Annotated in this window: 23 protein-coding genes; 12 read left to right on the top strand and 11 right to left on the bottom strand. The window is 68.5% G+C overall.

The annotated features are described in order from the left end of the window. Positions 1-52: 52 nt before the first annotated feature. The 6 genes from G7B69_RS00395 to tsaD form a co-directional block, all read right to left on the bottom strand. Entirely contained in the window at positions 53-1,228 is a 1,176-nt protein-coding gene (locus G7B69_RS00395; protein WP_166174919.1) for an acyl-CoA dehydrogenase, read from the bottom strand. Between the two features lie 62 nt (positions 1,229-1,290). Next, entirely contained in the window at positions 1,291-1,665 is a 375-nt protein-coding gene (locus G7B69_RS00400; protein ID WP_166174921.1) for a response regulator, read from the bottom strand. 118 nt (positions 1,666-1,783) lie between these two features. Next, positions 1,784-2,299, bottom strand: coding sequence for a hypothetical protein (locus G7B69_RS00405; RefSeq protein WP_166174923.1), 516 nt, complete (start codon positions 2,297-2,299; stop codon positions 1,784-1,786). Positions 2,300-2,319: 20 nt separating this feature from the next. After that, a complete protein-coding gene (locus tag G7B69_RS00410) occupies positions 2,320-3,831 on the bottom strand; it encodes a lipopolysaccharide biosynthesis protein (RefSeq protein WP_243414958.1) in 1,512 nt (503 codons plus the stop codon). Next, complete coding sequence (locus G7B69_RS00415; protein ID WP_166174925.1) at positions 3,828-4,820, bottom strand: NAD(P)H-dependent glycerol-3-phosphate dehydrogenase; 993 nt, start codon at positions 4,818-4,820, stop codon at positions 3,828-3,830. The genes G7B69_RS00410 and G7B69_RS00415 overlap by 4 nt, the downstream gene beginning before the upstream one ends. Further along, complete coding sequence (gene tsaD / locus G7B69_RS00420) at positions 4,817-5,863, bottom strand: tRNA (adenosine(37)-N6)-threonylcarbamoyltransferase complex transferase subunit TsaD (RefSeq protein WP_166174927.1); 1,047 nt, start codon at positions 5,861-5,863, stop codon at positions 4,817-4,819. Before tsaD ends, G7B69_RS00415 begins: the two co-directional genes overlap by 4 nt. 46 nt (positions 5,864-5,909) lie before the next feature. Here tsaD and hemC point away from each other — a divergent pair, with 46 nt between their 5' ends. The 3 genes from hemC to G7B69_RS00435 are packed head-to-tail and all read left to right on the top strand — an operon-like array spanning position 5,910 to position 8,483. Further along, positions 5,910-6,839, top strand: a complete 930-nt coding sequence (hemC, locus tag G7B69_RS00425; protein WP_166174929.1) for a hydroxymethylbilane synthase — start codon at positions 5,910-5,912, stop codon at positions 6,837-6,839. Next, positions 6,836-7,528 carry a uroporphyrinogen-III synthase gene (locus tag G7B69_RS00430; protein WP_166174931.1) on the top strand — a complete coding sequence of 231 codons (693 nt, stop codon included), beginning with the start codon at positions 6,836-6,838 and terminating at the stop codon, positions 7,526-7,528. Before hemC ends, G7B69_RS00430 begins: the two co-directional genes overlap by 4 nt. Before the next feature lie 46 nt (positions 7,529-7,574). Then, positions 7,575-8,483, top strand: a complete 909-nt coding sequence (locus G7B69_RS00435; protein WP_243414959.1) for an MICOS complex subunit MIC60 — start codon at positions 7,575-7,577, stop codon at positions 8,481-8,483. A gap of 4 nt (positions 8,484-8,487) precedes the next feature. On the opposite strand, the gene G7B69_RS00440 is transcribed toward G7B69_RS00435, so the two are convergent. Then, entirely contained in the window at positions 8,488-9,702 is a 1,215-nt protein-coding gene (locus G7B69_RS00440; RefSeq protein ID WP_166174941.1) for an FAD-dependent monooxygenase, read from the bottom strand. A 43-nt stretch (positions 9,703-9,745) separates the two neighbouring features. On the opposite strand from G7B69_RS00440, the gene G7B69_RS00445 reads away from it, so the two are divergent. Beyond that, the gene (locus G7B69_RS00445; protein WP_243414960.1) at positions 9,746-11,770 is read left to right on the top strand and encodes a protein-disulfide reductase DsbD family protein; all 2,025 of its coding nucleotides are present in this window, start codon (positions 9,746-9,748) and stop codon (positions 11,768-11,770) included. 259 nt (positions 11,771-12,029) lie between these two features. Here the strand turns inward: G7B69_RS00445 and G7B69_RS00450 are convergent, their stop codons facing one another. Together G7B69_RS00450 and uvrB are read right to left on the bottom strand one after the other, a co-directional pair. After that, positions 12,030-12,584 carry a hypothetical protein gene (locus G7B69_RS00450; RefSeq protein WP_166174945.1) on the bottom strand — a complete coding sequence of 185 codons (555 nt, stop codon included), beginning with the start codon at positions 12,582-12,584 and terminating at the stop codon, positions 12,030-12,032. A gap of 84 nt (positions 12,585-12,668) precedes the next feature. Then, positions 12,669-14,855, bottom strand: a complete 2,187-nt coding sequence (uvrB, locus tag G7B69_RS00455; protein WP_166174947.1) for an excinuclease ABC subunit UvrB — start codon at positions 14,853-14,855, stop codon at positions 12,669-12,671. 122 nt (positions 14,856-14,977) lie between these two features. Here uvrB and G7B69_RS00460 point away from each other — a divergent pair, with 122 nt between their 5' ends. The 4 genes from G7B69_RS00460 (at position 14,978) to G7B69_RS00475 (ending at position 18,114) form a co-directional block, all read left to right on the top strand. Then, positions 14,978-15,532 (top strand): DUF3617 domain-containing protein, encoded by a 555-nt coding sequence (locus G7B69_RS00460; RefSeq protein ID WP_166174949.1) that lies wholly within the window; start codon positions 14,978-14,980, stop codon positions 15,530-15,532. A gap of 25 nt (positions 15,533-15,557) precedes the next feature. Next, positions 15,558-16,385 carry an esterase/lipase family protein gene (locus G7B69_RS00465; RefSeq protein ID WP_243414961.1) on the top strand — a complete coding sequence of 276 codons (828 nt, stop codon included), beginning with the start codon at positions 15,558-15,560 and terminating at the stop codon, positions 16,383-16,385. Next, positions 16,386-17,144 (top strand): proteasome-type protease, encoded by a 759-nt coding sequence (locus G7B69_RS00470; RefSeq protein ID WP_166174951.1) that lies wholly within the window; start codon positions 16,386-16,388, stop codon positions 17,142-17,144. Between the two features lie 133 nt (positions 17,145-17,277). Beyond that, on the top strand, positions 17,278-18,114 hold the full coding sequence (locus G7B69_RS00475; protein WP_243414962.1) for a response regulator transcription factor: 837 nt from the start codon (positions 17,278-17,280) through the stop codon (positions 18,112-18,114). A gap of 74 nt (positions 18,115-18,188) precedes the next feature. Here the strand turns inward: G7B69_RS00475 and G7B69_RS00480 are convergent, their stop codons facing one another. After that, complete coding sequence (locus G7B69_RS00480; RefSeq protein WP_166174953.1) at positions 18,189-18,563, bottom strand: hypothetical protein; 375 nt, start codon at positions 18,561-18,563, stop codon at positions 18,189-18,191. A 299-nt stretch (positions 18,564-18,862) separates the two neighbouring features. On the opposite strand from G7B69_RS00480, the gene G7B69_RS00485 reads away from it, so the two are divergent. The 3 genes from G7B69_RS00485 to G7B69_RS00495 all read left to right on the top strand — a co-directional run bounded on the left by G7B69_RS00485 (position 18,863) and on the right by G7B69_RS00495 (position 22,880). Beyond that, positions 18,863-20,023, top strand: a complete 1,161-nt coding sequence (locus G7B69_RS00485; protein WP_166174955.1) for a phosphoserine transaminase — start codon at positions 18,863-18,865, stop codon at positions 20,021-20,023. A 99-nt stretch (positions 20,024-20,122) separates the two neighbouring features. Then, the gene (serA, locus tag G7B69_RS00490) at positions 20,123-21,709 is read left to right on the top strand and encodes a phosphoglycerate dehydrogenase (protein WP_166174957.1); all 1,587 of its coding nucleotides are present in this window, start codon (positions 20,123-20,125) and stop codon (positions 21,707-21,709) included. A 58-nt stretch (positions 21,710-21,767) separates the two neighbouring features. Beyond that, entirely contained in the window at positions 21,768-22,880 is a 1,113-nt protein-coding gene (locus G7B69_RS00495) for an ATP phosphoribosyltransferase regulatory subunit (protein WP_166174959.1), read from the top strand. Here G7B69_RS00495 and G7B69_RS00500 read toward each other — a convergent pair. Continuing rightward, entirely contained in the window at positions 22,877-23,752 is an 876-nt protein-coding gene (locus G7B69_RS00500) for an alpha/beta hydrolase (RefSeq protein ID WP_423717731.1), read from the bottom strand. The two genes, G7B69_RS00495 and G7B69_RS00500, sit on opposite strands and share 4 nt — an antisense overlap. Positions 23,753-23,896: 144 nt before the next feature. Here G7B69_RS00500 and G7B69_RS00505 point away from each other — a divergent pair, with 144 nt between their 5' ends. Then, on the top strand, positions 23,897-25,186 hold the full coding sequence (locus tag G7B69_RS00505; protein ID WP_166174961.1) for an adenylosuccinate synthase: 1,290 nt from the start codon (positions 23,897-23,899) through the stop codon (positions 25,184-25,186). Positions 25,187-25,188 lie beyond the last annotated feature (2 nt).

A 25,188-nucleotide genomic window follows, 5' to 3' on the forward strand; every position in this document is an offset into this window, starting at 1 on the left:
ACTAATACACTAACGCAGCTGGCGGATCGCGGCAAGGGTTGGATTTACTCGGTCAGAACGCGGCGATGCCGGTAATCGCCCGGCCGAGGATCAACGCGTGGACATCGGATGTGCCTTCGTAAGTGTTGACCGTCTCGAGGTTGAGCATGTGGCGGATCACCTGGAATTCCTCGGAAATGCCGTTGCCGCCGTGCATGTCGCGCGCGGCGCGCGCGATTTCGAGCGCGGCGCCGACGTTGTTGCGCTTGACCAGGCTGATCATCTCGGGAGCGAAACGGCCTTCGTCCATCAGCCGCCCGACCCGCAGGCTCGCCTGCAGGCCCAACGCGACCTGCGTGGTCATGTCGGCGAGCTTCTTCTGGTAGAGCTGGTTCGCCGCCAGCGGCCGGGCGAACTGCTTGCGCTCGAGGCCGTATTGGCGCGCGGCGGCGAGGCAGAACTCAGCCGCCCCGAGCGCTCCCCACGAGATGCCGTAGCGGGCGCGGTTGAGGCAACCGAACGGGCCCTTGAGGCCTTCGACGCCCGGTAGCAGCGCCTCGGCGCCAACCACGACGTCGTCGAGAACGATCTCGCCGGTGGTGCTTGCGCGCAGGCTCAGCTTGCCTTCGATCTTCGGCGCGCTGAGGCCCTTCAGCCCCTTGTCGAGCACGAAGCCACGGATCGCTCCGCCATGCGCTTCGCTCCTGGCCCAGACGACGAACACATCGGCGAACGGCGAGTTGGTGATCCAGGTCTTGCTGCCGGACAGCCGGAAGCCATCGCCGTCCTTCCTGGCGACCGTGCGCATCGATCCGGGATCGGAGCCGGCGTCGGGCTCGGTCAAGCCGAAGCAGCCGATCAGCTTCCCGAGCGCGAGGCCAGGCAGGTACTTCGCCTTCTGCTCTTCGGAGCCGTAAGCCTCGATCGGATACATCACCAGGCTCGACTGCACCGAGGCCATCGAGCGATAGCCCGAATCCACTCGCTCGATTTCCCGCGCGACGAGGCCGTAGGCGACATAGCCCGCGCCGGCACCGCCGAATTCTTGAGGGACGGTCACCCCCAACAGGCCCGCTTCTCCCATCAGCGGGAACAGCTCGGGCGCATCGATCTCATCGCGGAAGGCGCCGACGACCCGCGGCTGAAGCGTTCCTTGCGCGAAGCCGTGTGCCGCGTCGCGGATCATCCGCTCCTCGTCGGTCAGCTGGTCTTCGAGCCGGAAGGGGTCGGCCCAGTCGAACGGCACCATCAATTGGTCTCCTTTGAAACCGCCGTAGCGATTTCAAAGGCGCAAGCCAATCGGCTGCGGTTCTAGGTGGCCGCGTTCTCCAGCGCCCCGCTGATCATCATGATCAGCCGGTCTGGCGGGCATGGCTTCGAGCAGGCGATTGCGTGCGGGTAGCGTTGGGCGATGTCGGCCGAAGCGATGTGGCCCGAGTGGAAGATGATCGGCACGCCGGCCTCGGCCAGGGCGTCGGCCAGCGGATAGACTTCGCCGTCCGCCGTCTTGACGTCGAGGATCGCGCAATCGGGCATGTGCTGGTCGATCGCGATGAAGGCGTTTTCCTTGTCGGCGAACGGCCCTTCGACCTTGTAGCCGAGGTCGCGGACGGTCTCCGACAGATCCAGGGCAATGATGAATTCGTCTTCGACGACCAGGACGGTGGGGCGCTCGCGATTTTTCATGCCGAATTCGTTCCAAATGCGATTGGGGACCCGGCTCGTCCGGGTTAAGTGGTTCAATGGCCCGCCGCCGTGCCGGTTCCCGTAAATCGGCGGAAATCCGGCGCTTTTCGACCGGCGATCAAGTTATCTTGCCGAACCGATGCTCGAACCCCGCCATGTCGCCCGCCGCCAGGTAGCGCGCCTGCGTCGGCCAGTCGTCGCGGCGGATGCGGCCGGCGAAGGTGCCGAGCTGGGCATCGATGCGGTCGATCTCGTCGTCGTCCCATGCGGCGATCTGCGAATAGCTGGTGACGCCGAGCGAGTTGAGCAGCTTTTCCAGCTTCGGGCCGACGCCCTTGATGCGTTTGAGATCGTCGCTGTGCAAAGGCTGGTGGAGCGGCTTCGCGATCGCCGCCACCACTTCGCTGACGCCGCCGAGAACCTCAGGCGTCGGCGGGGGCAAGTCCACTTCGGCACTGGCGGGTGTCGCGTCGATCAGCGCCTGGTTGCGCTTCGCGGGCAGGTCTTCGCCGGACGTCTCGGTTCGCTCGATGCGCGTCCGGCGCGATGCGACGAGCAGCCACCAGGCGACCAGGACCACGAGGACCAGCGCGGCCACGAAGATCAGCCAGTTGTCGGAAAACACCTCACGCATCGTCTTCAGTCTCCATCGTGTCAGCCGTCGGCCACCGCCGCGTCCGCGGTGCGCCTGAACAGCACTCTGTCCTCGGGCCCGAAGCCGCGTCGCCAGATCACCCAACCGTAGGCGAATAGAATCGCCGGAATGCCGAAAAGCAGCTCGGCCCATTCGGGCAGCAGGATCACCCCTTCGCCCACGACGATCCCAACGGCCGCCGCCCAAACCAGAGGCCAGCGCCAGTTGTTGATCGAGCGGCGAAGGATTCGCGAGAGCATGAGCGCCTTGGTCAGCGAGGCCGCGGCGAGAGCCAGCGTCAGCGCCAGGGCGGCCGCCGCGGCGCGATAAAGCTCGGGCAGGCCGTAGCGGTCGATGAGCAGCATCGCCGCTACCGTCAGAGCGGCCTGCAGGACGATCGTGCCGATCGAGACGATAAGGTTGCGAAACCGCGCCACGTAGATCAGGGCCGATTCGGAGACGACTGCGGTCGCCGCGACCACTTCGGCCGCCAGCAGGAACGCGAGCGCCCCGGTTCCGCCGACGAAGTTCGGGCCGACCAGGCCCATGATCGCTTCACCCGGAATTCCGAGCGCCAGCGCGATGCCGGCCTGCATCGCGGTGATCCAGAAGCCCACCTGGCACACCTGCCGGGCGATCGCGGCATAATCCTTGTCCTTCAGCGCGCGGGTGATCACCGGCCCGAGGATAGGATCGAAGCTCGACTTGAGCTTCTGCGGCAGGCTCGCGACCTGTTGGGCGATGTAATAGATGCCGACGGCGGCGGGCGCGGCGAACAGACCGAGGATGAAGATGTCGAGCCGGCGGGTGCCCCATTCGATCGCGTCCGCCGCGGCGAGGGGTGCGCCGCGGATCGTCAGCGCCATCATTCGCCCGGGATTCGGCCGCCAGCCGCGCGGGACGCCGTAAGTCTTCACGAACGGCCAGGCGGCGGTGGCCAGAGCGGCATAGATCGACGTCAGATAGGCGAGCTGAAGCCCGCTCTGCGGAACCCACAGGTAATAGACCGCCGCCATGATCGAGATCGTCCACGGTTCGACGACCGCGCGCGAGCGAACCGTGGCGCCGACGTCGTAGCGATAGGCTTGCGCGGCGAGGAGGATTTCGGTGAGCGCCAGCGCGGGTATCGCCAGCACCAGCAGCCTGTCGATCGGGGAATACACCCCGCTGGGGAACATCGGCGCGGGAAACAGCCACAGGATCAGCCCCACGGCGCTGGCGGCGATCAGCGCGGCGAGCAGCCCGTCGGCGACGATATGGGCCGGGTCGCCGTCCCCGTCGGCGTCGGACAATCGCTGCGCCAGCCCGCGCTTCTCGCCGATCGTGCAGACCATTGCCAGCAGCTCGACGATCACCAGCGCCGAAGCGAAGCGGCCGAGGGCCGTGGCGCCGTAGAGCCGCCCGGCGATGAACAGGAACGGCATGCGCGCGGCGAGGCGCAGCAGGAAGCCGAGGAAGTTCGTCCGTCCCCCGCGAGCGAGCGCGGCTATGTCGCCACCGGCCGGCGTGGGATCGGGCGGCGGCTCGCTCAAGCGGCGGGGCCTTCGGAGGTAAGCGGGCGGGCGAGCAGGTTCGAGACCACCTCGCGCGCCGGCGAGCCTTGCAGCAAGTGATAGACCGCCATGGTGATCGGCATCGTCACCCCGTGCCGCGCGGCGAGCTCGACGAGCACCGGCGCGGTGTGCGCGCCCTCGGCGACGGTGCGGCGGTCGGCCATCAGCTCGTGCGGCGGGTGCCCTTCGCCGAGCGCCTTGCCGAGCGAGAAGTTGCGGCTCGAAGTCGAGGTGCAGGTCAGTACGAGATCGCCGAGGCCGCACAAGCCGGCAAGCGTATCGCGCTCCGCGCCGAGCGCCTCGCCGAAGCGCATCATCTCGGCATAGCCGCGCGCGATCAACGCGGCGCGTGCGTTCTGGCCGAGACCGAGGCCCTCGACGACACCGCAGGCGATCGCCAGCACGTTCTTGACCGCGCCGCCGATCTCGGCGCCGATGACGTCCTCGGAATAATAAGGCCGCAAGTTGGGTCGCGCGAGGGCAGTGGAGAGACGCTCCCATTGCCGGCGTTTGCCGCCGCAGGCGAGGGTGACGGCCGTCGGGAGGCCGGCGGCGACCTCGTGCGCGAACGTCGGCCCGGACAGGACCGCGATCTCGCTGTGCGGCGCGGCTTCGCGGGCGACCTCGCTCATCAGCCGCCCGGTGCCGGCCTCGATGCCCTTGGCGCAAAGCACCAGGTCGCGGGGGAAAGTGGGTAGGTCGGACAGGACAGCCGCAAGGTGCTGCGCGGGAGTCACCAGCAGCAGGATCTCGCATCCGTCCGTCTCGGCGATTGCGCCGGTCGCGCGAATGGTTTCAGCCAGGCGGGCGCCCGGAAGGAACAGCGAGTTGCTCCGCTGGGCATTTATCTCCTCGACCAGCTCGGGCTCGCGCGCCCACAAGAGCACGTCGCGCCCGTCGGAAGCCAGCGCTTGCGCCAGCGCCGTGCCCCACGCGCCCGCACCGATCACCCCGATGGTCGCGGTCATGCCTTGTACCCCGCGCCGCGCACCGGTTCGGCCGCCGGGTCGAGCGGCCAGCGCGGCCGGGCGGCGATGTCGAGCGGGTCGGACGCGCCCTGTTGCAGGCGTTCGATCCCGGCCCAGGCGATCATCGCGGCGTTGTCTGTGCACAGCTCAAGCGGCGGGGCGACGAAGCGCAATCCGCGGCTTGCGGCGAGGGCTTCGAGCGATTGACGAACTTGCCGATTGGCGGCGACACCGCCCGCGACGACCAGCGCGGTCACCTCATCCATCTTCTCAAGAGCGCGCGCCAAGCGGTCCTCAATGCAATCGATCGCGGCTTGCTGAAAGCTCGCGGCGATGTCGGCGGGCCGGTGTTTGCCGCTTTCGCTGGCGCGCAGCACGGCGCTCTTGAGCCCGGCGAACGAGAAATGCGGCTCCTCGCTGCTGAGCAGCGGGCGGGGCAGGGGAACCGCGCGCGGATCGCCTTCGAGCGCGAGCTTCTCGACTGCCGGCCCGCCGGGATAGCCGAGGCCGAGGATCTTGGCGGTCTTGTCGAAAGCCTCGCCAAGCGCATCGTCGATCGTCGTGGCGAGCCGCGTGTAGCGCCCGACGCCCTCGACCCGCAGGACCTGGCAGTGCCCGCCGGAGACCAGCAGCAGCGCGTAAGGAAACTCGAGCTCGGGATCGGCGAGGCGGGGGCTCAGCGCGTGCCCCTCGAGGTGGTTGATGGCGATCAGCGGCTTGTCGCTCGCCATCGCCAGCGCCTTCGCGGTGACAAGGCCGACCATCACGCCGCCGATCAACCCGGGGCCAGCGGTCGCGGCAACGGCGTCGCAATCCGCCAGCGTCATCCCGGCATCGCTCAAGACCGCCTCGATCAGCGGTGCCAGCTTCTCGGCATGGGCGCGGGCGGCGATCTCGGGAACGACGCCGCCGTAAGGCGCGTGGGCGGCTTCCTGCGAGGCGATCCGCTGCGCAAGAATGCGCCTGTCGCCTGTCACGAGCGCCGCTGCGGTTTCGTCGCAACTGCTCTCAATGCCCAGGACTACGGTTTCGGCACCTCTCATCCCGGGTTTCCCTGACGCAGATTGCCGATTAGGGCAAGCGGACCTGATGGCGGACACACCCAAGATAAGGCTCGGCACGCGCCGCTCGCCGCTTGCCATGGCGCAGGCCGGGGAGACGCGTTCGCGGCTGTGCGCGGTGCATGGCTGGGAGGAGAGTGCGGTCGAACTCGTTCCGGTCGAGGCCAGCGGCGACAAGATCCAGGACCGCCCCCTCGCCGAGATCGGCGGCAAGGCGCTGTGGACCCGCGAGCTTGACCAGTGGCTTGGCGAAGGACGGATCGACGCCGCGGTCCATTCGCTCAAGGACGTCGAGACGATCCGCCCACCCGAGCTGACGATCGCCGCCGTCTTGCCGCGCGCCGACAAGCGCGACGTACTGCTCGGGGCGGCGTCGATCCACGCGCTGCCGCAAGGCGCCGTCGTCGGCACCAGCGCCCCGCGCCGGGCGGCGCAATTGCTCCACGCGCGGCCCGACTGCCGGGTGGTGCCGTTCCGCGGCAATGTCGCGACGCGGCTGGCCAAGCTGGCGGCGGGCGAAGCGCAGGCGACTTTCCTCGCCGCCGCCGGGCTGCAGCGGCTCGGGCAGCAGGGCGCGGGCCACCCACTCGACGCCGGCGAATGGCTCCCGGCGCCCGCACAGGCCGCCATTGCCGTCGAATGCCGGGCCGACGACGCGCCGACTCGCGAATGGCTCGCCGCGATTGATCACGCGCCGAGCCGCGCCGAGGTCATGGCCGAGCGCGCCTTGCTCGCCGCGCTTGGCGGCTCCTGCCACAGCCCGATTGCGGTGCTGTGTGAGCCCGACGGCGACGACCTGACGCTGCGGGCGGCGATCTTCACTCCCGACGGCGCCGAGAAGATCGCGGGCGAAGCGCGCTTCGCCGCCGACGACCCCGACGGCCCCCGGCAGCTAGCGGCGGACCTCCTCGGCCGCGCATCGTCAGGGCTGGCGGCGCATTTTGCCGGCCAGGGATGAGCTTGCCGATCCTGGCCATCCGGCCCCAGCCGGGCAGCAGCGCCACCGTGGCGGCGGCGGAGGCGGCCGGCCTGACCATCGAAGCTTGCCCGCTGTTGGAACTCCGTCCGGTTCCGTGGAGCCTTCCTCCGGGCGAGTTCGACGGCCTTCTGCTGGGCAGCGCCAACGCCTTGCGGCTCGGCGGTCCGCTTGTGGATAACCTTGTGGGCAAACCTGTCTATGCGGTGGGGGAAACGACGGCCGAGGCAGCCCGGCAACGCGGCTTTCGGGTGGTCCGGACGGGTCGGGGCGGGTTGCAGGCGCTGCTCGACGACCTGGCGGGCGAGGACCTCTGCCTGCTGCGCCTCGCCGGGCGCGAGCGCGTGCCGCTGAGCCCGCCGCCGGAGATCTCGATCGAAACCGCCATCCTCTACGAATCCAGCCCCTTGCCGCTTCCGGAGCGCACCGCCGGGCTCATCCGTACGGGCGCGCTGGTGCTGCTCCACTCGGCGGCCGCGGCGCGTCATTTCGCCGCCGAGTGCGACCGCCTCGGCGTTCCTCGCGGCGACATCCGCCTTGCCGCACTCGGGCCGCGGATCGCTGAAGCGGCCGGAACCGGATGGGCCGCGCTGCGGGTCGCGGCCGAGCCGAACGAGGCGGCGCTCTTGGCACTGGCCCGCGAGATGTGCCATGACCGGCCCTCGGGATAAGACGTAACGCCCGCGAGCGCCGCGCCCAGCGTCGCGAAGGAGCCTGATGGACGAGGACTACGGCAGCATCGCCCGCGCGCAGCAAAGCCGCAGCGGGCGCACGAGAGCCATGCTGGGCACGGGCGCCGTGGTGGTCGCCGTCGCGCTTGTCGGGCTCGTGTGGTGGAGCGGCTGGCAGCCGAGCGACCTGTTTGCCGTCAAGCGCGAGCAACAGCCCGCCTTGTCGGCGCCCCTGCCCACGCCGAGCGCCTCCGCTTCGGAAGCCACCGCCGCGCAGGCGCGCCAGGCGGTTGCCCAGGTTCAGCAGGTCGTCCAGCAACAAGGCGGTCTCGACAGCCGTGTGGCGGCGATGGAGCAGCGCCTCGCCAAGCTCGACCTGCAGTTGCAGGCGGCCTCGGGCAACGCCGCCCGCACCGAAGGGCTACTGGTCGCTTTCGCCGCGCGCCGCGCGGTCGAGCGCGGCGCGCCGCTCGGCTATCTCGCCGACCAGCTGCAGCTGCGCTTCGGCGACGCCCACCCGAGGTCGGTGCGGACGATCGTCGATTTCTCGCACGATCCGGTGACGCTCGACCAGCTCGTCGCAAGGCTGCAGGGGCTCGAGCCGGAACTGGTCAAGGCGCCGAAGGACGAGGGCGCGATCAGCTGGCTCGGGCGCGAAATCTCCGGCCTGTTCGTCATCCGAAGGGCGAGCACACCATCGCCCGAGCCGCAACGGCGGATTGACCGGGCGCAACTGTTCCTCGAGAGCGGCCGGATCGATCCGGCGATCGCCGAGGTCAAGAACCTGCCCAACGCCCAGGAAGCGGCCGACTGGATCGCCGACGCCGAGCGTTACGCAGCCGCCCGCCAGGCGCTCGACATGCTGGAGACTACTGCGATCCTCGAGCCGCGCGAGTTGCGCAATGGAGCCGGGCAGCGGATCGAGCAGCCGAGTCCGGTGGTCAGCGCCCCCTAGGGGCCTAGCCCTTGAGCAGTTCGGGCAGCGCGCCGCTGGTGCCGCGTGCCTCGTCCATGAACCAGCGCTTCAGCGGCGGCGTGCGCTGAACCAGCCCCATGCCGAAGCGGCGCACCGCGCTCGGCAAGCGGCCGGGAATGCCGAACAGCCGGGTCAGCCCGTCGGTGGCGAGCGCGACCATGAACGTGTCGAGCCCGCGCCAGCGCTCGTAGCGGGCGAGCAATTGCGCGTCGCCCGGATCGAGCCCGAGGCGCATGCCCTCGGCGATCACCTCGACCAGCGCGCCGACGTCGCGCAACCCGACGTTGAGGCCCTGCCCGGCGATCGGGTGCAGCCCGTGCCCGGCGTCGCCGACCAGCGCGAGGCGCTGGGCGGTGATCGTCGCGGTGTGGTGAAAGCCGAGCGGATAGGACGAGCGGGTGCCCTCCAGCGCGATAGCGCCGAAGATCCCGTGCATCCGCTTCTCGACTTCGGCGACGAAGGCGCGTTCCGACAGCGCGAGCACGCCGGCGGCGTCCTTCTCGGCGACCGTCCACACCAGCGCGCTGCGATGCTGGCCGTTGGGTCCGTCGAGCAGCGGCAGCAGCGCGAACGGGCCCGCGGGATAGAATATCTCCCACGCGACGCCGTTGTGCGGCTTCTCGTGCGTCAGCCCGACGATGATCGCGCGGTGCTGGTAATCCCAGCGGGTGACGGTGATCCCGGCCTCTTCGCGCGTCGGCGAGTTGCGGCCCTCGGCGGCGACCATCAGCGAAGCCGTCAGCTCGGTGCCGTCCGTCAGCGTGGCCGAGACGCCGTGCTCGCCGCGGCGGCGCCCGGTCACTTCGGCCTTGGCGTGCCAGGCGATCAGCGGCTCGGCCTTGGCCGCTTCGAAGAGCGCCAGGCGCAGCTCACGGTTGGCGAACATCCGCCCGAGCGAGCCCTCGTCCGGCTTGGGCTCGAAATCGATCCGGCCCGGCTTCATGCCGTCGGTCACCGCGATCGAGGCAATCGGGCAGCCGTGCGGCTCGAGCCGTTCGGCGAGGCCGATGTTCGCGAACAGGTTCCAGCTCGCGGTCGAGATCGCGCTGGCGCGGCCGTCGAAGCCCTCGGCGGTCAGCTCGGCGGGATCGGCGCGGTCGACGACGTGGCTCGACAGGCCTTTCTTTGCCGCCGCCAGCGCCAGGGTCATGCCGACGAGGCCGCCGCCGAGGATCAGGAGATCGCGCTTGTCCGCCATGGGGTCGGTCCCTAGAACCCGCGCCGGGATGGACGCAAGACCAATGCATTGGCCACGGGCGCTCGCGCTGCTGCTGGCGTGGGCGCTTGTCGCGTTCGCGCAGCCCGCGCTGGCGAATCACATGGCCGCCGAGCTGGTGCCCGAAGCTCCTGCCGCGCCCGGCAAACCCGTGACCCTGGCGCTCCATTTCGCTCCCGAGCCGGGCTGGCACGGCTACTGGTCCAACCCGGGCGACGCCGGTTACGGCCTCGATCTCGACTGGCACCTGCCGCAAGGGTGGAAGGTCGGCGAGCCCGAGTATCCGGTGCCGCAAATGCTCAGCATCGCCGGGCTGATGAACCACGTCTACGAGGCCGAGTACGCCGTGCTCGTCCCGCTGACGGCCCCGCCGAGCGCCGCAGGCGCGACACCGGTGGCGGTCGACGCCAACTGGCTCGCCTGCACCCGCGAGGTCTGCGTGCCCGAGAAGGCGACGCTGACCGCAGTGATCCCCGCGACGGGTGCGCGCGACGCGCGCTTCGACAAGTGGCGCGCGGCGATCCCCGCGCTGCTCGACCGGCGCGCCAGCTTCGCGCTGACGCCCAAGACGCTGCGCCTCGCCATCCCCCTGCCGGCCTCGCTCAAGCTGCAAGATCCACATGTCTTCATCGAGCAGGCCCAGCTGGTCGATTACGCCGCGCCGCAGGCGTTCAGCCGCGACGGCGACACGCTGATCGCCGAGCTTCCGCGCAAGGGCCTCGCCACCAGCGCCGCGGCGGTCAGCGGTATTCTCAGGATCGACGGTAGCGGGCAGGGCGTTCGCTTCGTCGCCGCCCCAGGCGCGGTGCCGAACGGCGGCACGCCGATCGCCGGCACGGCGGCTCTCCCGGGCTCGCTGTGGCTGTTGCTCGGCCTGGCCCTTCTCGGTGGGCTGGTGCTCAACGTCATGCCGTGTGTGTTCCCGATCCTCAGCCTCAAGGCGCTGAGCCTGGCCCGTGCCGGCGAGAGCGAAGCCGAGGCGCGGCGCGAGGGGCTCGCCTATACCGGCGGGGTGATCGTTGCCGTGCTCGCGCTAGGCGCGCTGCTGCTGGTCCTGCGCGCCGGCGGCGCCCAGGTCGGCTGGGCCTTCCAGCTGCAGGAGCCGGGCGTGGTGGTACTGCTGCTGGTGCTGGCGAGCGCGATCTCCGCCAACCTCGCCGGGCTCTACGAGCTGCCCTCGGTCTCGTTCACCCGCGCCGGAGGCAAGTCGAGCGCATTCGCCACCGGGCTCCTCGCCGCTTTTGTCGCCACCCCATGCACCGGACCGTTCATGGCGGCGGCGATGGGCGCGGCGCTGCTGCTGCCGTGGTGGCAGGGGCTGCTGCTGTTCTTGGCCCTCGGGCTTGGCCTCGCGCTGCCGTTCCTGCTGCTCGGCTGGGTCCCGCCCCTGCGCCGGATGCTGCCGAAGCCAGGGCGGTGGATGGAGACCTTCCGCAAGGTCATGGCCGTGCCGATGGGCCTGACCGCCCTGGCGCTGCTGTGGCTCACCTGGCGGCTCGGCGGCAACTTGTTCGCCGTTGCCGCGTTGGGTCTGGCAATTGCCATGGTCGCGCTTCTCATGATGATCGGACGGCTGCAACGAGCCGGGAAGCCCGTTGGGGTGCAGTCGGCCGTCGGCATGGCCGCCCTGGTGCTGGTCTCCGTGCTCGTCCTGCCGCACGTCCAGGCTGCGCAGGGGCCGGCGGCGCAGGGACTGATCGCGGCCAAGCCGTTCAGCGAAGCGGCGCTGGCCGAGGCGCGCGCCGCGGGCAAGCCGGTGTTCGTCTGGTTCACCGCCGACTGGTGCCTGACCTGCAAGGTCAACGAGAGCGTGGCGATCGAGCGCGAGGGCACCCGCGACGCCTTCCGCAAGGCCGGAGTCGTCGCGCTCGAGGGCGACTGGACCCGGCGCGACCCGGCGATCACCCGCTTCCTCACCGAGCACGGCGCGGCGGGCGTACCGCTTTACTTGTGGTATCCGGCCCGCGGCGAGGCGCAGCAGCTGCCGCAAGTGCTGACGCCCGACAGCCTGGTCGAGCTGGCTGGGCAGGCGAGTCGCTCGGCGACGTAAAGCCGGCGGATCGAGCGAAGTTTACACTCGCCTGACAGCGTTGACACGGTTCACGATGGCGAACCCCGCGCCGGTTCAGATCGGCGAAGTTGACACACCTGACACGGTTCAAGGCGTGGCGCCGGGCTTGCCGAAATGGCGCTCTCGCCGAGCTGGCGCGGAGGATCGAAAAGGTCGGGCGCGGGGTCATCTCGCAGCATAAGCCACAGGTCGGCCGCTGTAGGAAAGGCGCTTTTGCAGCCGCCCGGCTTTTGTTGGATCAGGCCGCGCTCGTGGCGGCCGGCGGGCTCGCGGTTTCCACCGCCGGACCTTTCCCGCCGTCGCGGCACCAGGTGAGGAATTGCCCCGGAACCGAGCTGCCGGCGATCTTCACCGTCCCGCCGCCCGGCAGGGTCGCCTGCAGCGCGCCAGGACCCTCGAATACTTCGAGCAACGGATCGTCGGCGGGGAGCGTGCCCTGCCAGCGCCACTCGTTGTCGGCCAGGGCGGCGTCGACCTTAAAGCGCGAGATGATGCGGTTGCCGATCACCGGAAACAGCGCCTTCTCGCCCGGGCGCGAGGGCACATGGCGGACGATGGTGACTTGCGGCTGGCCCGCCTTCACGCTGCAGGCGAGCGAGACGAACGGCTTCTCACCCGGCTTGGCAAAGTCGATCGCCTGCCCGGTTTGTGCCACCGCCCAGCTGGCGCCGGTGGTGTCGGGCGAGGGCAGCGGCTCCTCGCTCTCGCTGCGCACGTCGGCAAGCGAGATGCGCTGGCCCTGCACCGGCGCCTGCTCGCTGTGGCAGGCGCTCAGCGCGAGGGAGATGGCCATGAGCGCGAGTGCTTGGCGGGCGCGATCCGAAAAGAGCATCCGCCGCCCTTTACCGGGCAACGCGGCCCCGGCAAGACCCGAAGCCTAGCGCCCCCACTTCCGCTGGGTCTTGCCGTAGCGCATCTTTCGCGTCCCCGGCTTGCCCTCGTTGGCGCGGCCGACCGGTTGGCCTTTCTTCTCGGTGTCTGGCAACCCCAGTTCGTCCGCCTCCAACCGCCGGATCTCGTCGCGCAGGCGGCCGGCTTCCTCGAACTCGAGATCGGCGGCGGCGGCGCGCATGCGTTTTTCGAGGTCTTCGATGTAGGCGCGCAGGTTGTGGCCGACGAGGTTGTTGCGCTCGGGATCGTCGATCTCGACGAGCACGCCGTCGCGGCTGGCGGTGTCGGCGATGATATCCTGGATGTTGCGCTTGATCGTCGTCGGGGTGATCCCGTGGGCCTCGTTGAACTGACGCTGCTTCTCGCGCCGGCGGTCGGTCTCGGCGATCGCCCGCTCCATGCTGCCGGTGATCCGGTCGGCGTATAGGATCACCCGCCCGTCGACGTTGCGAGCGGCGCGGCCGATGGTCTGAATGAGGCTGGTCTCGGAGCGCAAGAAGCCTTCCTTGTCGGCGTCGAGGATCGCCACGAGCCCGCACTCGGGGATGTCGAGGCCCTCGCGCAGGAGGTTGATGCCGACGAGCACGTCGTAGACGCCGAGCCGCAAGTCGCGGATCAGCTCGATGCGTTCGAGCGTCTCGACGTCGGAGTGCATGTAGCGCACGCGCAGGCCCGCCTCGTGCATGAACTCGGTCAGGTCCTCCGCCATGCGCTTGGTCAGCGTGGTGACGAGGGTGCGGTAGCCGAGCTGCGCGGTCTTGCGGCATTCGACGATGCAATCCTGCACCTGATCCTCGACCGGCTTGATCTCGACCGGCGGGTCGATCAGCCCGGTCGGGCGGATGACCTGCTCGGCGAACACGCCGCCCGATTGCTCGAGCTCCCAGCCGCCCGGCGTGGCCGAGACGGCGAAAGTCTGCGGCCGCATCGCGTCCCATTCGTTGAAGCGCAGCGGGCGGTTGTCGATGCAGCTCGGCAGGCGGAAGCCGTATTCGGCGAGGGTGATCTTGCGCCGGTGGTCGCCCTTCGACATCGCGCCGATCTGCGGCACCGTCTGGTGGCTCTCATCGACGAACAGCAGCGCGTTGTCGGGCAGGTACTCGAACAGCGTCGGCGGCGGCTCGCCCGGCAGGCGGCCGGTGAGGAAGCGGCTGTAGTTCTCGATGCCGGCACAGGATCCAGTGGCGGCGATCATCTCGAGGTCGAAGTTGGTGCGCTGTTCGAGCCGCTGTGCTTCCAGCAGCCGCCCCTCGGCATGCAGCTCCTTGAGTCGCTCCTCGAGCTCGAACCGGATCGCCTGCGTGGCCTGCTTCATCGTCGGGCCGGGCGTGACATAGTGGGAGTTCGCATAAACCCTCACGCTGTCCAGGCTTGCGCCCTTGCTGCCGGTCAGCGGATCGAATTCGCTGATCGCCTCGATCTCGTCGCCGAAGAAGCTGACCCGCCACGCCATGTCCTCGTAGTGGCTGGGGAAGATCTCCAGGCTGTCGCCGCGCACGCGGAAGGTGCCGCGGGTGAAGGCGGCGTCGTTGCGCTTGTATTGCAGCGCGACGAGCTTGCGGATGATCTCGCGCTGGTCTTGCGTTTGCCCCTTCTTGAGGTCGAAGATCATCGCCGAATAGGTCTCGACCGAGCCGATGCCGTAGAGGCACGAAACCGAGGCGACGATGATCACGTCGTCGCGTTCGAGCAGCGAGCGGGTGGCCGAGTGGCGCATCCGGTCGATCGCCTCGTTCACCGAGCTTTCCTTCTCGATGTAGGTATCCGATCGCGGCACGTAGGCTTCGGGCTGGTAGTAGTCGTAGTAGCTGACGAAATACTCGACGGCGTTGCCCGGGAAGAAGCTCTTGAACTCGCCGTAGAGCTGGGCGGCGAGGATCTTGTTGGGCGCGAGGACCAGCGCCGGGCGCTGCAGCTCCTCGATCACCTTGGCCATGGTGAAGGTCTTGCCCGAGCCGGTCACGCCGAGCAGCACCTGCGTGCGCTCGCCCTCCCGCGAGGCCTCGACCAGCTCGCGGATCGCGGTCGGCTGGTCGCCGGCCGGCTGGTAGTCGGACTCGAGCACGAACGGCCGCCCGCCCATGACCTTTTCCGGCCGTGCGGGCTTGTGCGGCTTGAACGTGCCGGAGGTGTCGGGCTCTTCCAGCCCGCGACGGATAACGAGTTCGGCCATGGCGCAGATATGGAGAACAAAGCGCGGACATGCAACGTTCCCGAGGCGCCCAATCGCCGCCTCGCCAACGCGGCCTTAGCTTGGTAACCTGCCGCATCTCAGCAGGGTGGCGGGAGGAAACCATGAACAGGACCACGATCGGCGTTAGTGCCCTGGCACTCGCCTTGTCGGCGTGCTCGAGCGGCGAGAAGGCGGCCGATTCGGGCAAGGCCGTCGGCCCCGCGGATGCCGCCGCGAAAGTGGCCGGAGCGCAGATCAAGCTCCAGCCCGGCGAATACGAAAGCACGATGAAGGTGCTCGAATTCGCCATGGCCGGGGTTCCTGCGGGCCAGCTCGATAGGATGAAGGGCATGATGGGCGGGCAAATGGAGAAGCCGCACCGGTACTGCTTCACCCCGGAGGAGGCGGCGCAGGGCCCGAAGCAGCTCGTCAGCCGCATGCAGCAAGGCGACTGCAAGATGTCCGATTTCAACAGCAGCGCGAACAGCGTCAGCGGAACGATGCATTGCACGTTCCAGGGCCGCGGCTCGAGCACGACGAAATTCGCCGGGACCTATGCCAGCGACGGGTCGACCATGACGATGGAATCGGATCAGCAGATGCCGGGCTTGCCCGGCAAGGGCATGCACATGAAGATGCAGGTCGAAACAAAACGGGTCGGCGATTGCACGGCATGAAACTGTCTCGTGGGCTCGGGAGTTGGTGAGGTTGAGTAAGACCGCCGCCGAACGGGAGCGCATGGCTCAAGACGCCACTTTCGATCGCCGCCCAGTTGCCGCGCCGGGTCCGGCCGAGCCCGGCTGGCGCGAGGTTGCCCGCCGGGTCGCGCTGGCTCGCCGGCCGCAGCCCGAGGGCGCGCGCAATCCCTCGCTGCGTTTCCTGGTCAGCGAGCTGGGCGAGCTTGCCGAGCCGCTGCGCCGCGCGCTGCACCCGCCGCTGGACATCCCGCGCGCGAAGACCGGCAGGGTGGCCGTCCTGCTGCCCGGCTTCGGCACCAGCCCGTGGCGGATGCGCTACATGGCGAAACAGCTCGAGCGTGCCGGGCACAAGGCCAAGCGCTGGGGCATGGGCGTCAACCTCGGCGTGTCGCCCGAACTGTTCGACAAGCTCTCCGACCGCATTCTTGCCGTGCGCGAACGGTACGGCCAGCCGGTCGTGCTGGTCGGCTGGAGCCTCGGCGGAGTGTTCGCGCGCGAGCTGGCCAAGCTCCATCCGGACGCGGTCGCCAAGGTCATCACCATGGGCTCGCCGTTCTCCGGCTCGCCCTACGACAACAACGCCTGGCGCATCTACCACCTAGTGACCGGGCACCCGGTCGACGAGCCGCCGGTCGAAGCCGAGCTGGCGGAGAAGCCGCCGGTCGAGACGGTGGCGATCTGGAGCCCGCGCGACGGGATCGTCTCCCCGCGCGCTTCGCGCGGCCGCCCGGGCGAACGCGACAGGGCGATAGCGGTGCGCTGTACCCACGTCGGGTTTCCCAATTCGCCGGAGTGCATCCGGGCGGTCCTCGAAGAGCTGGACGCGCTGTAGATGACCTATTGCGTGGGCATGGTCATGGACCGCGGGCTCGTGCTGATGAGCGACACGCGGACCAATTCGGGCGTCGACAACATCTCGGTGTTCCGCAAGATGTTCCACTGGACGGTGCCGGGCGAGCGGATCGTCGCGCTGATGACCGCCGGCAACCTCGCCACCACCCAGGCGGTGATCAGCCGTCTCGAGGAGCGCACCAAGGCACCCGAGGACCGCAGCATCCACTCGCTGCTCGAGGTCCCGACGATGTTCCAGGCGGCCGTCGAAACCGGCCGGGTCTTGCGCGAGGTCGTGCTCGAGACGCAGGAGGAGAACGGCGAGCAGGGCCGCGGCCGGTTCACCGCGTCGTTGATACTCGCCGGGCAGATCAAGGGCATGGAGCCGCGGCTGTTCCTGATCTACCCGGAAGGCAATTTCATCGAGGCGAGCTGGGACACGCCGTTCTTCCAGGTCGGCGAGACCAAGTACGGGCGGCCGATCCTGATTCGCGGCTACGACCGCAACCTGAGCTTCGAGGACGCGGTCAAGCTGCTGATGGTCAGCTTCGATTCCACGCTCAAGGCCAATCTCTCGGTCGGCCTGCCGCTCGACCTGATGGTGATCGAGCGCGATGCCTTCGCGCCGACCCATCAAAAGCGAATCGAGGCCAGCGACGCCTATTTCGAGTCGGTTTCATCCGGCTGGAGCGAGGCTTTGCGCAACGCCTTCCATTCGCTGCCCGACTACAGCTTCTACCGCGAGGCCGAGCGCGATTGAGGACCTATCGAAAGTTAGGTAAGAACCCCTAAGTGTTGAATCGATAAGGACATTTGGCAACCGGAAGAATACGCAGTTGCCTCCGGAATGGAGGAAATATGCGTAAGGACTTGCCCCGCTTTCGGTGGTTTTCGTGGCCGATCAACATTCATTTCCGGGGTGCCTCGGCGTGCATGTTCCGGGCTTCCCGAGCCACATGATGGGCATGGAACAACGCATCGCCCTTCACATCGTCGACCGCGACAGCCGCTCGCGCGCCGAACAGGCCCGCACGGCCTTCGCCCTGGGTCACCACGCCGAAGTCTATTCGGATCTCGCCGAGCTGCTCCTCCGTACGCCGGCGAGCGGGATCATCCTGCTACGGGACCGGACGAGCGATCTGCCGCTCACCGAGCTGTTCGAGCAACTCGGCGAGGACAGCGTCTGGATGCCGCTGATCGTCTGCGATGAAAGCCCCTCGATCGAGCGCGTGGTCGCCGCGATCAAGGGCGGCGCGCTCGATTACCTCCAGCTCCCGCTCGAGGCCGGCCGGCTGGCGAGATCGCTGGCGCGGGTGATCGACGAAGCCGAGGCCCAGCGAAGTGCTCGCCAGCACCTGGTCGAAGCGCGCCGGCGGGTGGCGCAGTTGAGCAAGCGCGAACGCGAGGTGCTCGAGCTGCTGGCGCTGGGCAGCTCGAACAAGCTGATCGCCCGCGAGCTGTCGATCAGCCCGCGCACGGTCGAGATCCATCGCTCCAACATGATGACCAAACTGCGCGCCAATCACTCCGCGGAGGCGGTCAGGCTTTGGCTGCAGTCGGGGCTCGAAGCGAAGATCGCGGAGGTCCCGCGCGAACTCGAGTTCGACGGGAGCCGCGGCCTGTCGCGCTATGCCGACTTCAGCCGGATAGTTCGCGAGCGGTTGCCCGGCGTGGTCGACGAAGGCGAAGGCGCGCCCGAAGTCGGCGCGCGCCGCAAGAAGCTCGGCTGACGCCGCAGCTCAGGCACGGTCACTGATCTTCGAAAGCGACCCCCGCGGACCGGCGGCCCGCGGGGGGAAACGCATCAGGCCTTGGCCGCTGCTCCCGAGGAACCGCCCATCGCGGACAATCCCGTGACGTCTTCCTTGGAATTGTTGAACAGCCGCATGGCAATCACCGTCGCCGCGACGCCGGCCGCGGCCAGCGCGACGTTGAGCGCAACCGCATTGAGCTGCGCGCCGATCGCCGGAATCGTGGCTAGCGCTGTGCCAACAGCCGGCAGCACCAGGACGACCAGAAACAGCCGTCCGGCTTGATCGGCGGCATAACCGAGCCCGGCAATGATGCCGAGGACGACCAGCGCCAGCGCAACGTCGAGCGAAGGAATTGCCACGAAGCCGGCCACGATGGCAAGCAAGGTGGCTAGGAGGCGGGCGAGACCCGCTATCGACTTGACCATAAATTCTCCCCCCAATTGACTTGTCAGATACAGACAAATCGTTGGACGACCCCGGGTGAAATATACGCCTACGGTTAACCCGCTGGGAACCCTTTTTTGTGCGCGGTAAACAGTTGAAAATGCGCCATAATATCGACTTATCCTCAATCACGTTTTTCGCCGGTGCCGCTTTGTCGCCCGTTCGGGGATGGTTTCTGAAGCAACCGCATCCGCGCTTGACTTGGGCTCGGCGCTCTATAGGGCGCCCGGCGGGCCACGCGGTCCCAACGCCGCGCGTGCTCTCTGCAAGGAGAGACTACATGTCTAATGAACCTACGCTCCGTCCGGAGCGCCCCTTCTTTTCCTCCGGTCCCACCGCCAAGCCGCCCGGCTGGTCGCTCGACAAGATCGACACCCGCTCGCTCGGCCGCTCGCACCGCTCGCCTTATGCCAAGGGCCGGCTGAAGTATGCGATCGACCTCTCCAAAGAGCTGCTCGGCGTGCCCGAGGACTACCTCGTCGGCATCATGCCGGCGTCGGACACCGGCGCGCTCGAGTGCGCGATGTGGACGATGCTGGGCGACCGCCCGACCACCGTCGCCGCCTGGGAAAGCTTCGGCAACGTGTGGATCCAGGACGCGGTCAAGCAGCTCAAGCTGCCCAACCTGACCACGCTCGATGCCGACTACGGCGAGATCCCCGACCTGACCGAGATCCCGCAGGACAACGACGTCGTCTTTACCTGGAACGGCACCACCTCGGGCGCCAAGATCCCCAACACCGACTGGCTCGCTCCCGGCCGTGAAGGCGTCACGATCAACGACGCCACCAGCGCGATCTTCGCGATGGAGATGGATTGGCCCAAGCTCGATGCGACGACTTACTCGTGGCAGAAGGTCATGGGCTCGGAAGCCCAGCACGGCATGCTGATCCTCAGCCCCAAGGCGGTCGAGCGGATCGAAAGCTACGATCCGGCCTGGCCGCTGCCCAAGCTGTTCCGCATCAAGAAGAAGGGCAAGCTCGACCGCGCCATCTTCGAAGGCGCGACGATCAACACCCCGTCGATGCTCGCCACCGAAGACTACATCGTCGCGCTCGAGTGGGCCAGGTCGATCGGCGGCCGCCAGGCCATGTTCGAACGCGCCAACCGCAACGCGCAAACCGTGTTCGACTGGATCGAAGCCACCCCGTGGGTCCGCAACATGGTCGCCGACCCGGCCAAGCGGACCAACACCGGCGTGTGCGTGGTCTTCCAGGGCGACTGGTACGAAAGCCTCTCCGAAGAAGAGCAGGCCAACGTGCCGAAGAAGATCGCCGGCACGCTCGAGAAGATGGACATCGGCTACGACTTCAACGGCTACCGCGATGCGCCGCCGTCGTTGCGCATCTGGTGCGGCGGCTCGGTCGAGCAGGAGGACATCAAGCGCCTGCTGCCGTGGATCGAGTGGGCCTACGAGCGCCTCAAGAACGGCGAGCTCTGATTCTGTCGTCGTCCCGGCCTTGCGCCGGGACCGCTTTCCACCTGGCGCGCCACTGCGGCCAGCGATCCCGGCGTTCGCCGGGATGACGGAGTACTTCAAATGACCAAGCCCAAAGTCCTCATTTCCGACAAGATGGACCCCAACGCCGAGCGCATCCTCAAGGAGCTCGGCTGCGAGGTCGACGTGATCACCGGCAAGACGCCCGAAGAATTGAAGGCGATGATCGGCCAGTACGACGGCCTGGCGATCCGCTCGGCCACCAAGGTGACCAAGGAAATCCTCGACGCGGCGACCAACCTCAAGGTCATCGGTCGCGCCGGGATCGGCGTCGACAACGTCGATATCCCCTATGCCAGCTCGAAGGGCGTGGTGGTGATGAACACCCCGTTCGGCAACTCGATCACCACCGCCGAGCACGCCATCGCGCTGATGTTCGCGCTCGCCCGGCAAATCCCGGAAGCCGACGAACAGACCCAGGAAGGCAAGTGGCCGAAGAACGCCTTCATGGGCGTCGAAGTCACCGGCAAGACGCTCGGCCTCATCGGCGCCGGCAATATCGGCTCGATCGTCGCTTCTCGGGCGCTCGGCCTCAGGATGAAGGTCATCGCCTATGACCCCTTCCTGACCGAGGAGCGCGCGGTGGAAATCGGCGTCGAGAAGGTCGATCTCGAAACGCTCGTCACCCGGGCGGACTTCATCACCCTGCACACCCCGCTGACCGACGAAACCCGCAACATCCTCAGCCGCGAGCGGCTCGAGAAGACCAAGAAGGGCGTGCGGATCGTCAACTGCGCCCGCGGCGGGCTGATCGACGAGGCGGCGCTCAAGGACGGGCTCGATTCCGGCCACATCGCCGGCGCCGCGCTCGACGTGTTCGCGGTCGAGCCGCCGCCGGCGGACCATCCGCTGTTCGGCACCAAGAACTTCATCTGCACCCCGCACCTCGGCGCCTCGACCAGCGAAGCGCAGGTCAACGTCGCCCTGCAGGTGGCCGAGCAGATCGGCGACTACCTCGTTACCGGCGGGATCACCAACGCGCTCAACGTGCCGTCGCTCAGCGCCGAGGAAGCGCCCAAGCTCAAGCCGTACATGGGCCTTGCCGAAAAGCTCGGCAGCCTCGTCGGCCAGCTCGCCCGAGGCAGCCTGCCGAAGATCAGCATCGAGGTCGAAGGCGCCGCGGCGCAGCTCAACCAGAAGCCGATCACCGCGGCGGTGCTCAGCGGGCTGATGAAGCACTATTCGCAGAGCGTGAACATGGTCAACGCGCCGTTCCTGGCCAAGGAACGCGGCATGGAAGTGCGCGAGATCCGCAACGAGCGCGAGGGCGTCTACCACACGCTCGTGCGCGTCACCGTGGCGACCAGCCAGGGCGACCGCTCGGTCGCCGGGACGCTGTTCGGCGCCGGCGCGCCGCGGCTGGTCGAGATCTTCGGCATCGGCATCGAGGCCGATCTCGACGGGCACATGCTCTATATCGTCAACGAGGACGCGCCGGGCTTCATCGGCCGCATCGGCTCGCTGCTCGGCGAGGCCGGGATCAACATCGGCACTTTCCACCTCGGCCGCCGCGACGCGGGCGGGGAAGCGGTGCTGCTGCTCAGCGTCGACCAGCCGATCCCGCAGGACCTGATCGACGCGGCCTGCAAGCTGCAAGGCGTGAAGAACGTCAAGGCGCTGGCGTTCTGATGGCGAGAGCCGTTCACTCTTCGCAAGCGGGGAGTGAACGGCTAGGGCCTGTCGCACCATGACCGACCCGACCCGCGACCTGTTGCCCGAGGGGCTCGAGGACCGCCTGCCGCAAAGCGCGGCGGCGGCGGCGCGCATCGAGCGCGCCGCGCTCGAGGCGATGGACGCCTGGGGCTACGACCGCGTGCGCCCGCCGCTGGTCGAGTTCGAGAAATCGATGGCCGCGCGAATGCACGGCTTCGCCACCCGGCAGATGTTCCGCTTCGTCGATCCCAAGAGCCTGCGGATGCTGGCCTTGCGCTCGGACATGACCGTGCAGGTCGGCCGCATCGCCGCGACCAGTCTCGCCGGCCGGCCGCGCCCGCTGCGCCTGTGCTACGCCGGCCAGGTCGCGCGCATCGCCGGCGACCAGCTCGACCCGCGGCGCGAGGCGCTGCAACTGGGCGCCGAGCTGATTGGCAGCGACACCGCGCCAGCGGCCGGCGAGATACTCGAGCTGGCGATCGCCGCGCTCGAAGCGATCGGCGCCAGCGGCATCTCGGTCGACTTCGCCTTGCCCGACCTGGTCGACACGCTTGCGGCCGAGGAATTCCCGCTCGACGCCGAGCAAGTCGCAGCCGTGCGCCGCGAGCTCGACGCCAAGGATGCCGGCGCGCTCAAGGATGCGGGCGGGGCGTCCTATCTGCCGCTGCTCTATGCCGCCGGGCCGTTCGAGGAGGCGATCGCCAAGCTCGCGCAGATCGACGCCAGCGGTGCGCTGACCAGTCGCATCGACGGGCTCAGGAAGATCGCCGAGCGCGTCGCTGGCCGTGCGCGCCTGACGCTCGACCCCAGCGAGCGCCACGGCTTCGAATACAAGAGCTGGTTCGGCTTCACCATCTACGCCGAGGGCGTGCGCGGCACGCTGGGGCGCGGCGGGACTTACCGCATCGGCGGCACCGACGAACCGGCGACGGGGTTTTCGCTCTATCCGGAGGAACTGGTCGAAGCGGTCGGGGCGTCGGAGCCGCGCGCAAAGGCGCTGTTCCTCCCCCTCGGCCATGACCGCGCCGCAGCGAGCAAGCTGCGGGCCGAGGGCTGGCGCACGATTGCGGCCTTGTCCGAAACGGATGATGCCAAGGCGCTCGGTTGCTCGCACCGCCTCGCGGGCGGCGCTGCCGTGAAGCTCTAGCGCATCACCTTGGCCAGCCAGCGGTCGAGCACCGCCGTGGCCGGATAGTCGGCCTCGCCGAGCTTGCGATTGATCTCCATGTGACCGCGCAGCCCGGTCCCGGGAAATCCTTCGATCTCGACGGGCGTCCCGGCCTTCTTCAGCGCCTCGGCGAGCGCCTGGCTTTGAGCCACTCCATCGGGGCGCTGGACGTGAAGGATGAGGAAGGCGGGAGCGTTCGGCTTGGCGGCTTGCAAGGTCGGCGAAAGGCCCTCTTGCCGCTTCGGGTCGCTGCCGAATGCCTGCTTATAAGTGCCGCCCATCAGCGGCGCGCCGATCTGAAGCTGGCGCGGCACGTCGTAGGCCGCGCCGTCGAGCGGCACGACTCCGCGCACGTCGTCCATCTTCAGGCCCGCGCCGTTGAGCCATTTGGGATCGGTCCCGACCAGCGCGACCAGGTGCGCCCCGGCCGAGTGGCCCACGAGCGCGATCCGTCCGACGTCGAAGCCGAGCGCCTGCGCATCGGCGCGCAGGAAGGCGACGGCCGCGGCCACATCGGCCGCCTGGTCTTCCACGCTCGCTTGCGGAACCAGTCGATAATCGAGCGAAGCGACCGCGTAGCCGAGGCTGTGCCAGTGCGTCAGCTTGGCCGAACCGTCCATCATCGTCATGTCGCCGCGGGTCCAGCCGCCTCCGTGGACGAACACCACCAGCGGCGAATGCGCCGTGGCGCCGCGCCAGTATTCGAGCTTCTGCAAGGGCGCGGAGCCGTAAGCGAGCGTCTGCTTGCCCGCAATTCGGTTCGTAGCCGGTGGGGTGGCCTCGCGGGCCGGAGCGATCGAACCGCTCGCGACGGCGGCCAGAATCAGCGGAATGAGCACGGTCTTGCGCAATGTTGCCTCCCGACGATGAGCGCAGGATATTGGCCCAGGCTCGAAGGTCCAGTCGCGAACTGTCGCCGATTGTAGCCTGCGCGGTTGCCCTCAACCGCTGCATTGCCTAGGGCCGCGCCGGTTCTTCCGTGAAAGGCTGCCAGCTTGGCCAACGTCACCGTGATCGGCGCCCAGTGGGGCGATGAGGGCAAGGGCAAGATCGTCGACTGGCTTGCCAGCCGCGCCGACGTCGTCGTGCGCTTCCAGGGCGGGCACAACGCCGGGCACACGCTGGTGGTCGGCAACACCACTTACAAGCTCAGCCTGCTCCCGTCCGGGATCGTCACCGGCACGCTGTCGCTGATCGGCAACGGGGTGGTTCTCGATCCTTGGGCGCTCAAGAGCGAGATCGAGCGGCTCGAGGGGCAGGGGGTTTCGATCACCCCCGAGAACTTCGGCGTGGCCGACAACTGCGCGCTGATCCTGCCCGTGCACCGCGACCTCGACGGCTGGCGCGAGGCGGCGGCGGGCAAGGGCAAGATCGGCACCACCGGGCGCGGGATCGGCCCGGCTTACGAGGACAAGGTCGGCCGCCGCGCGATCCGGGTGTGCGACCTGGCGCATCTCGACGAGCTCGAGCCGCAGCTCGACCGCCTGTGCGCGCACCACGACGCCTTGCGCGCCGGGTTCGGCGAGCCGCCGGTCGACCGCGCGCGGCTGCTCGCCGACCTCGGGGAAATCGCCCCGTTCGTACAGCAGTTCGCCCAGCCGGTCTGGCGCCGACTCAACGAGGAAAAGAAGGCCGGCAGCCGCATCCTGTTCGAAGGCGCGCAGGGCGTGCTGCTCGACGTCGACCACGGCACGTACCCCTTCGTCACCAGCTCGAACACGGTCAGCGGCACGGTGGCGAGCGGCAGCGGCCTCGGCCCCGGCGCGGCGGGTTTCGTGCTCGGCATCGTCAAGGCCTACACCACCCGCGTCGGCTCGGGCCCGTTCCCGACCGAGCTCCACGACGCCGACGGCCAGCGCCTCGGCGAGCGCGGCCACGAGTTCGGCACCGTCACCGGCCGCCAGCGGCGCTGCGGATGGTTCGATGCGGTGCTGGTGCGGCAAAGCTGCGCCATCAGCGGCGTCACCGGCATCGCACTGACCAAGCTCGACGTGCTCGACGGATTTGACACCCTGAAGATCTGCACCGGCTACCGCCTGCGTGGCGAGACCCTCGATTACCTGCCCGCCAACGCCGCCGAGCAGGCCGAGTGCGAGCCGGTCTACGAGGAAATGCCCGGCTGGCGCGAGAGCACCGCCGGTGCGCGCAGCTGGGCCGAGCTTCCGGCGCAGGCGATCAAGTACATTCGCCGCATCGAGGAGCTGATCGAATGCCCCGTAGCCTCGGTCTCGACCAGCCCCGAGCGCGACGACACGATCCTCGTGCGCGATCCCTTCGCCGACTAGTC

The organism is Croceibacterium segetis, from assembly GCF_011320115.1.
Classification (GTDB): Bacteria; Pseudomonadota; Alphaproteobacteria; order Sphingomonadales; family Sphingomonadaceae; genus Croceibacterium_B; species Croceibacterium_B segetis.

Coding starts and splice junctions, on each gene's coding strand:
- G7B69_RS00400 (WP_166174921.1), bottom strand. CDS start 1,665: ATGAAAAATCGCGAGCGCCCCACCGTCCTGGTCGTCGAAGACGAATTC.
- tsaD (WP_166174927.1), bottom strand. CDS start 5,863: ATGAGAGGTGCCGAAACCGTAGTCCTGGGCATTGAGAGCAGTTGCGAC.
- G7B69_RS00450 (WP_166174945.1), bottom strand. CDS start 12,584: ATGGCCATCTCCCTCGCGCTGAGCGCCTGCCACAGCGAGCAGGCGCCG.
- G7B69_RS00480 (WP_166174953.1), bottom strand. CDS start 18,563: ATGGTCAAGTCGATAGCGGGTCTCGCCCGCCTCCTAGCCACCTTGCTT.
- serA (WP_166174957.1), top strand. CDS start 20,123: ATGACCAAGCCCAAAGTCCTCATTTCCGACAAGATGGACCCCAACGCC.
- G7B69_RS00405 (WP_166174923.1), bottom strand. CDS start 2,299: ATGCGTGAGGTGTTTTCCGACAACTGGCTGATCTTCGTGGCCGCGCTG.
- G7B69_RS00470 (WP_166174951.1), top strand. CDS start 16,386: ATGACCTATTGCGTGGGCATGGTCATGGACCGCGGGCTCGTGCTGATG.
- G7B69_RS00485 (WP_166174955.1), top strand. CDS start 18,863: ATGTCTAATGAACCTACGCTCCGTCCGGAGCGCCCCTTCTTTTCCTCC.
- G7B69_RS00440 (WP_166174941.1), bottom strand. CDS start 9,702: ATGGCGGACAAGCGCGATCTCCTGATCCTCGGCGGCGGCCTCGTCGGC.
- G7B69_RS00460 (WP_166174949.1), top strand. CDS start 14,978: ATGAACAGGACCACGATCGGCGTTAGTGCCCTGGCACTCGCCTTGTCG.
- G7B69_RS00415 (WP_166174925.1), bottom strand. CDS start 4,820: ATGACCGCGACCATCGGGGTGATCGGTGCGGGCGCGTGGGGCACGGCG.
- G7B69_RS00435 (WP_243414959.1), top strand. CDS start 7,575: ATGGACGAGGACTACGGCAGCATCGCCCGCGCGCAGCAAAGCCGCAGC.
- hemC (WP_166174929.1), top strand. CDS start 5,910: ATGGCGGACACACCCAAGATAAGGCTCGGCACGCGCCGCTCGCCGCTT.
- G7B69_RS00445 (WP_243414960.1), top strand. CDS start 9,746: ATGCATTGGCCACGGGCGCTCGCGCTGCTGCTGGCGTGGGCGCTTGTC.
- G7B69_RS00430 (WP_166174931.1), top strand. CDS start 6,836: ATGAGCTTGCCGATCCTGGCCATCCGGCCCCAGCCGGGCAGCAGCGCC.
- uvrB (WP_166174947.1), bottom strand. CDS start 14,855: ATGGCCGAACTCGTTATCCGTCGCGGGCTGGAAGAGCCCGACACCTCC.
- G7B69_RS00495 (WP_166174959.1), top strand. CDS start 21,768: ATGACCGACCCGACCCGCGACCTGTTGCCCGAGGGGCTCGAGGACCGC.
- G7B69_RS00395 (WP_166174919.1), bottom strand. CDS start 1,228: ATGGTGCCGTTCGACTGGGCCGACCCCTTCCGGCTCGAAGACCAGCTG.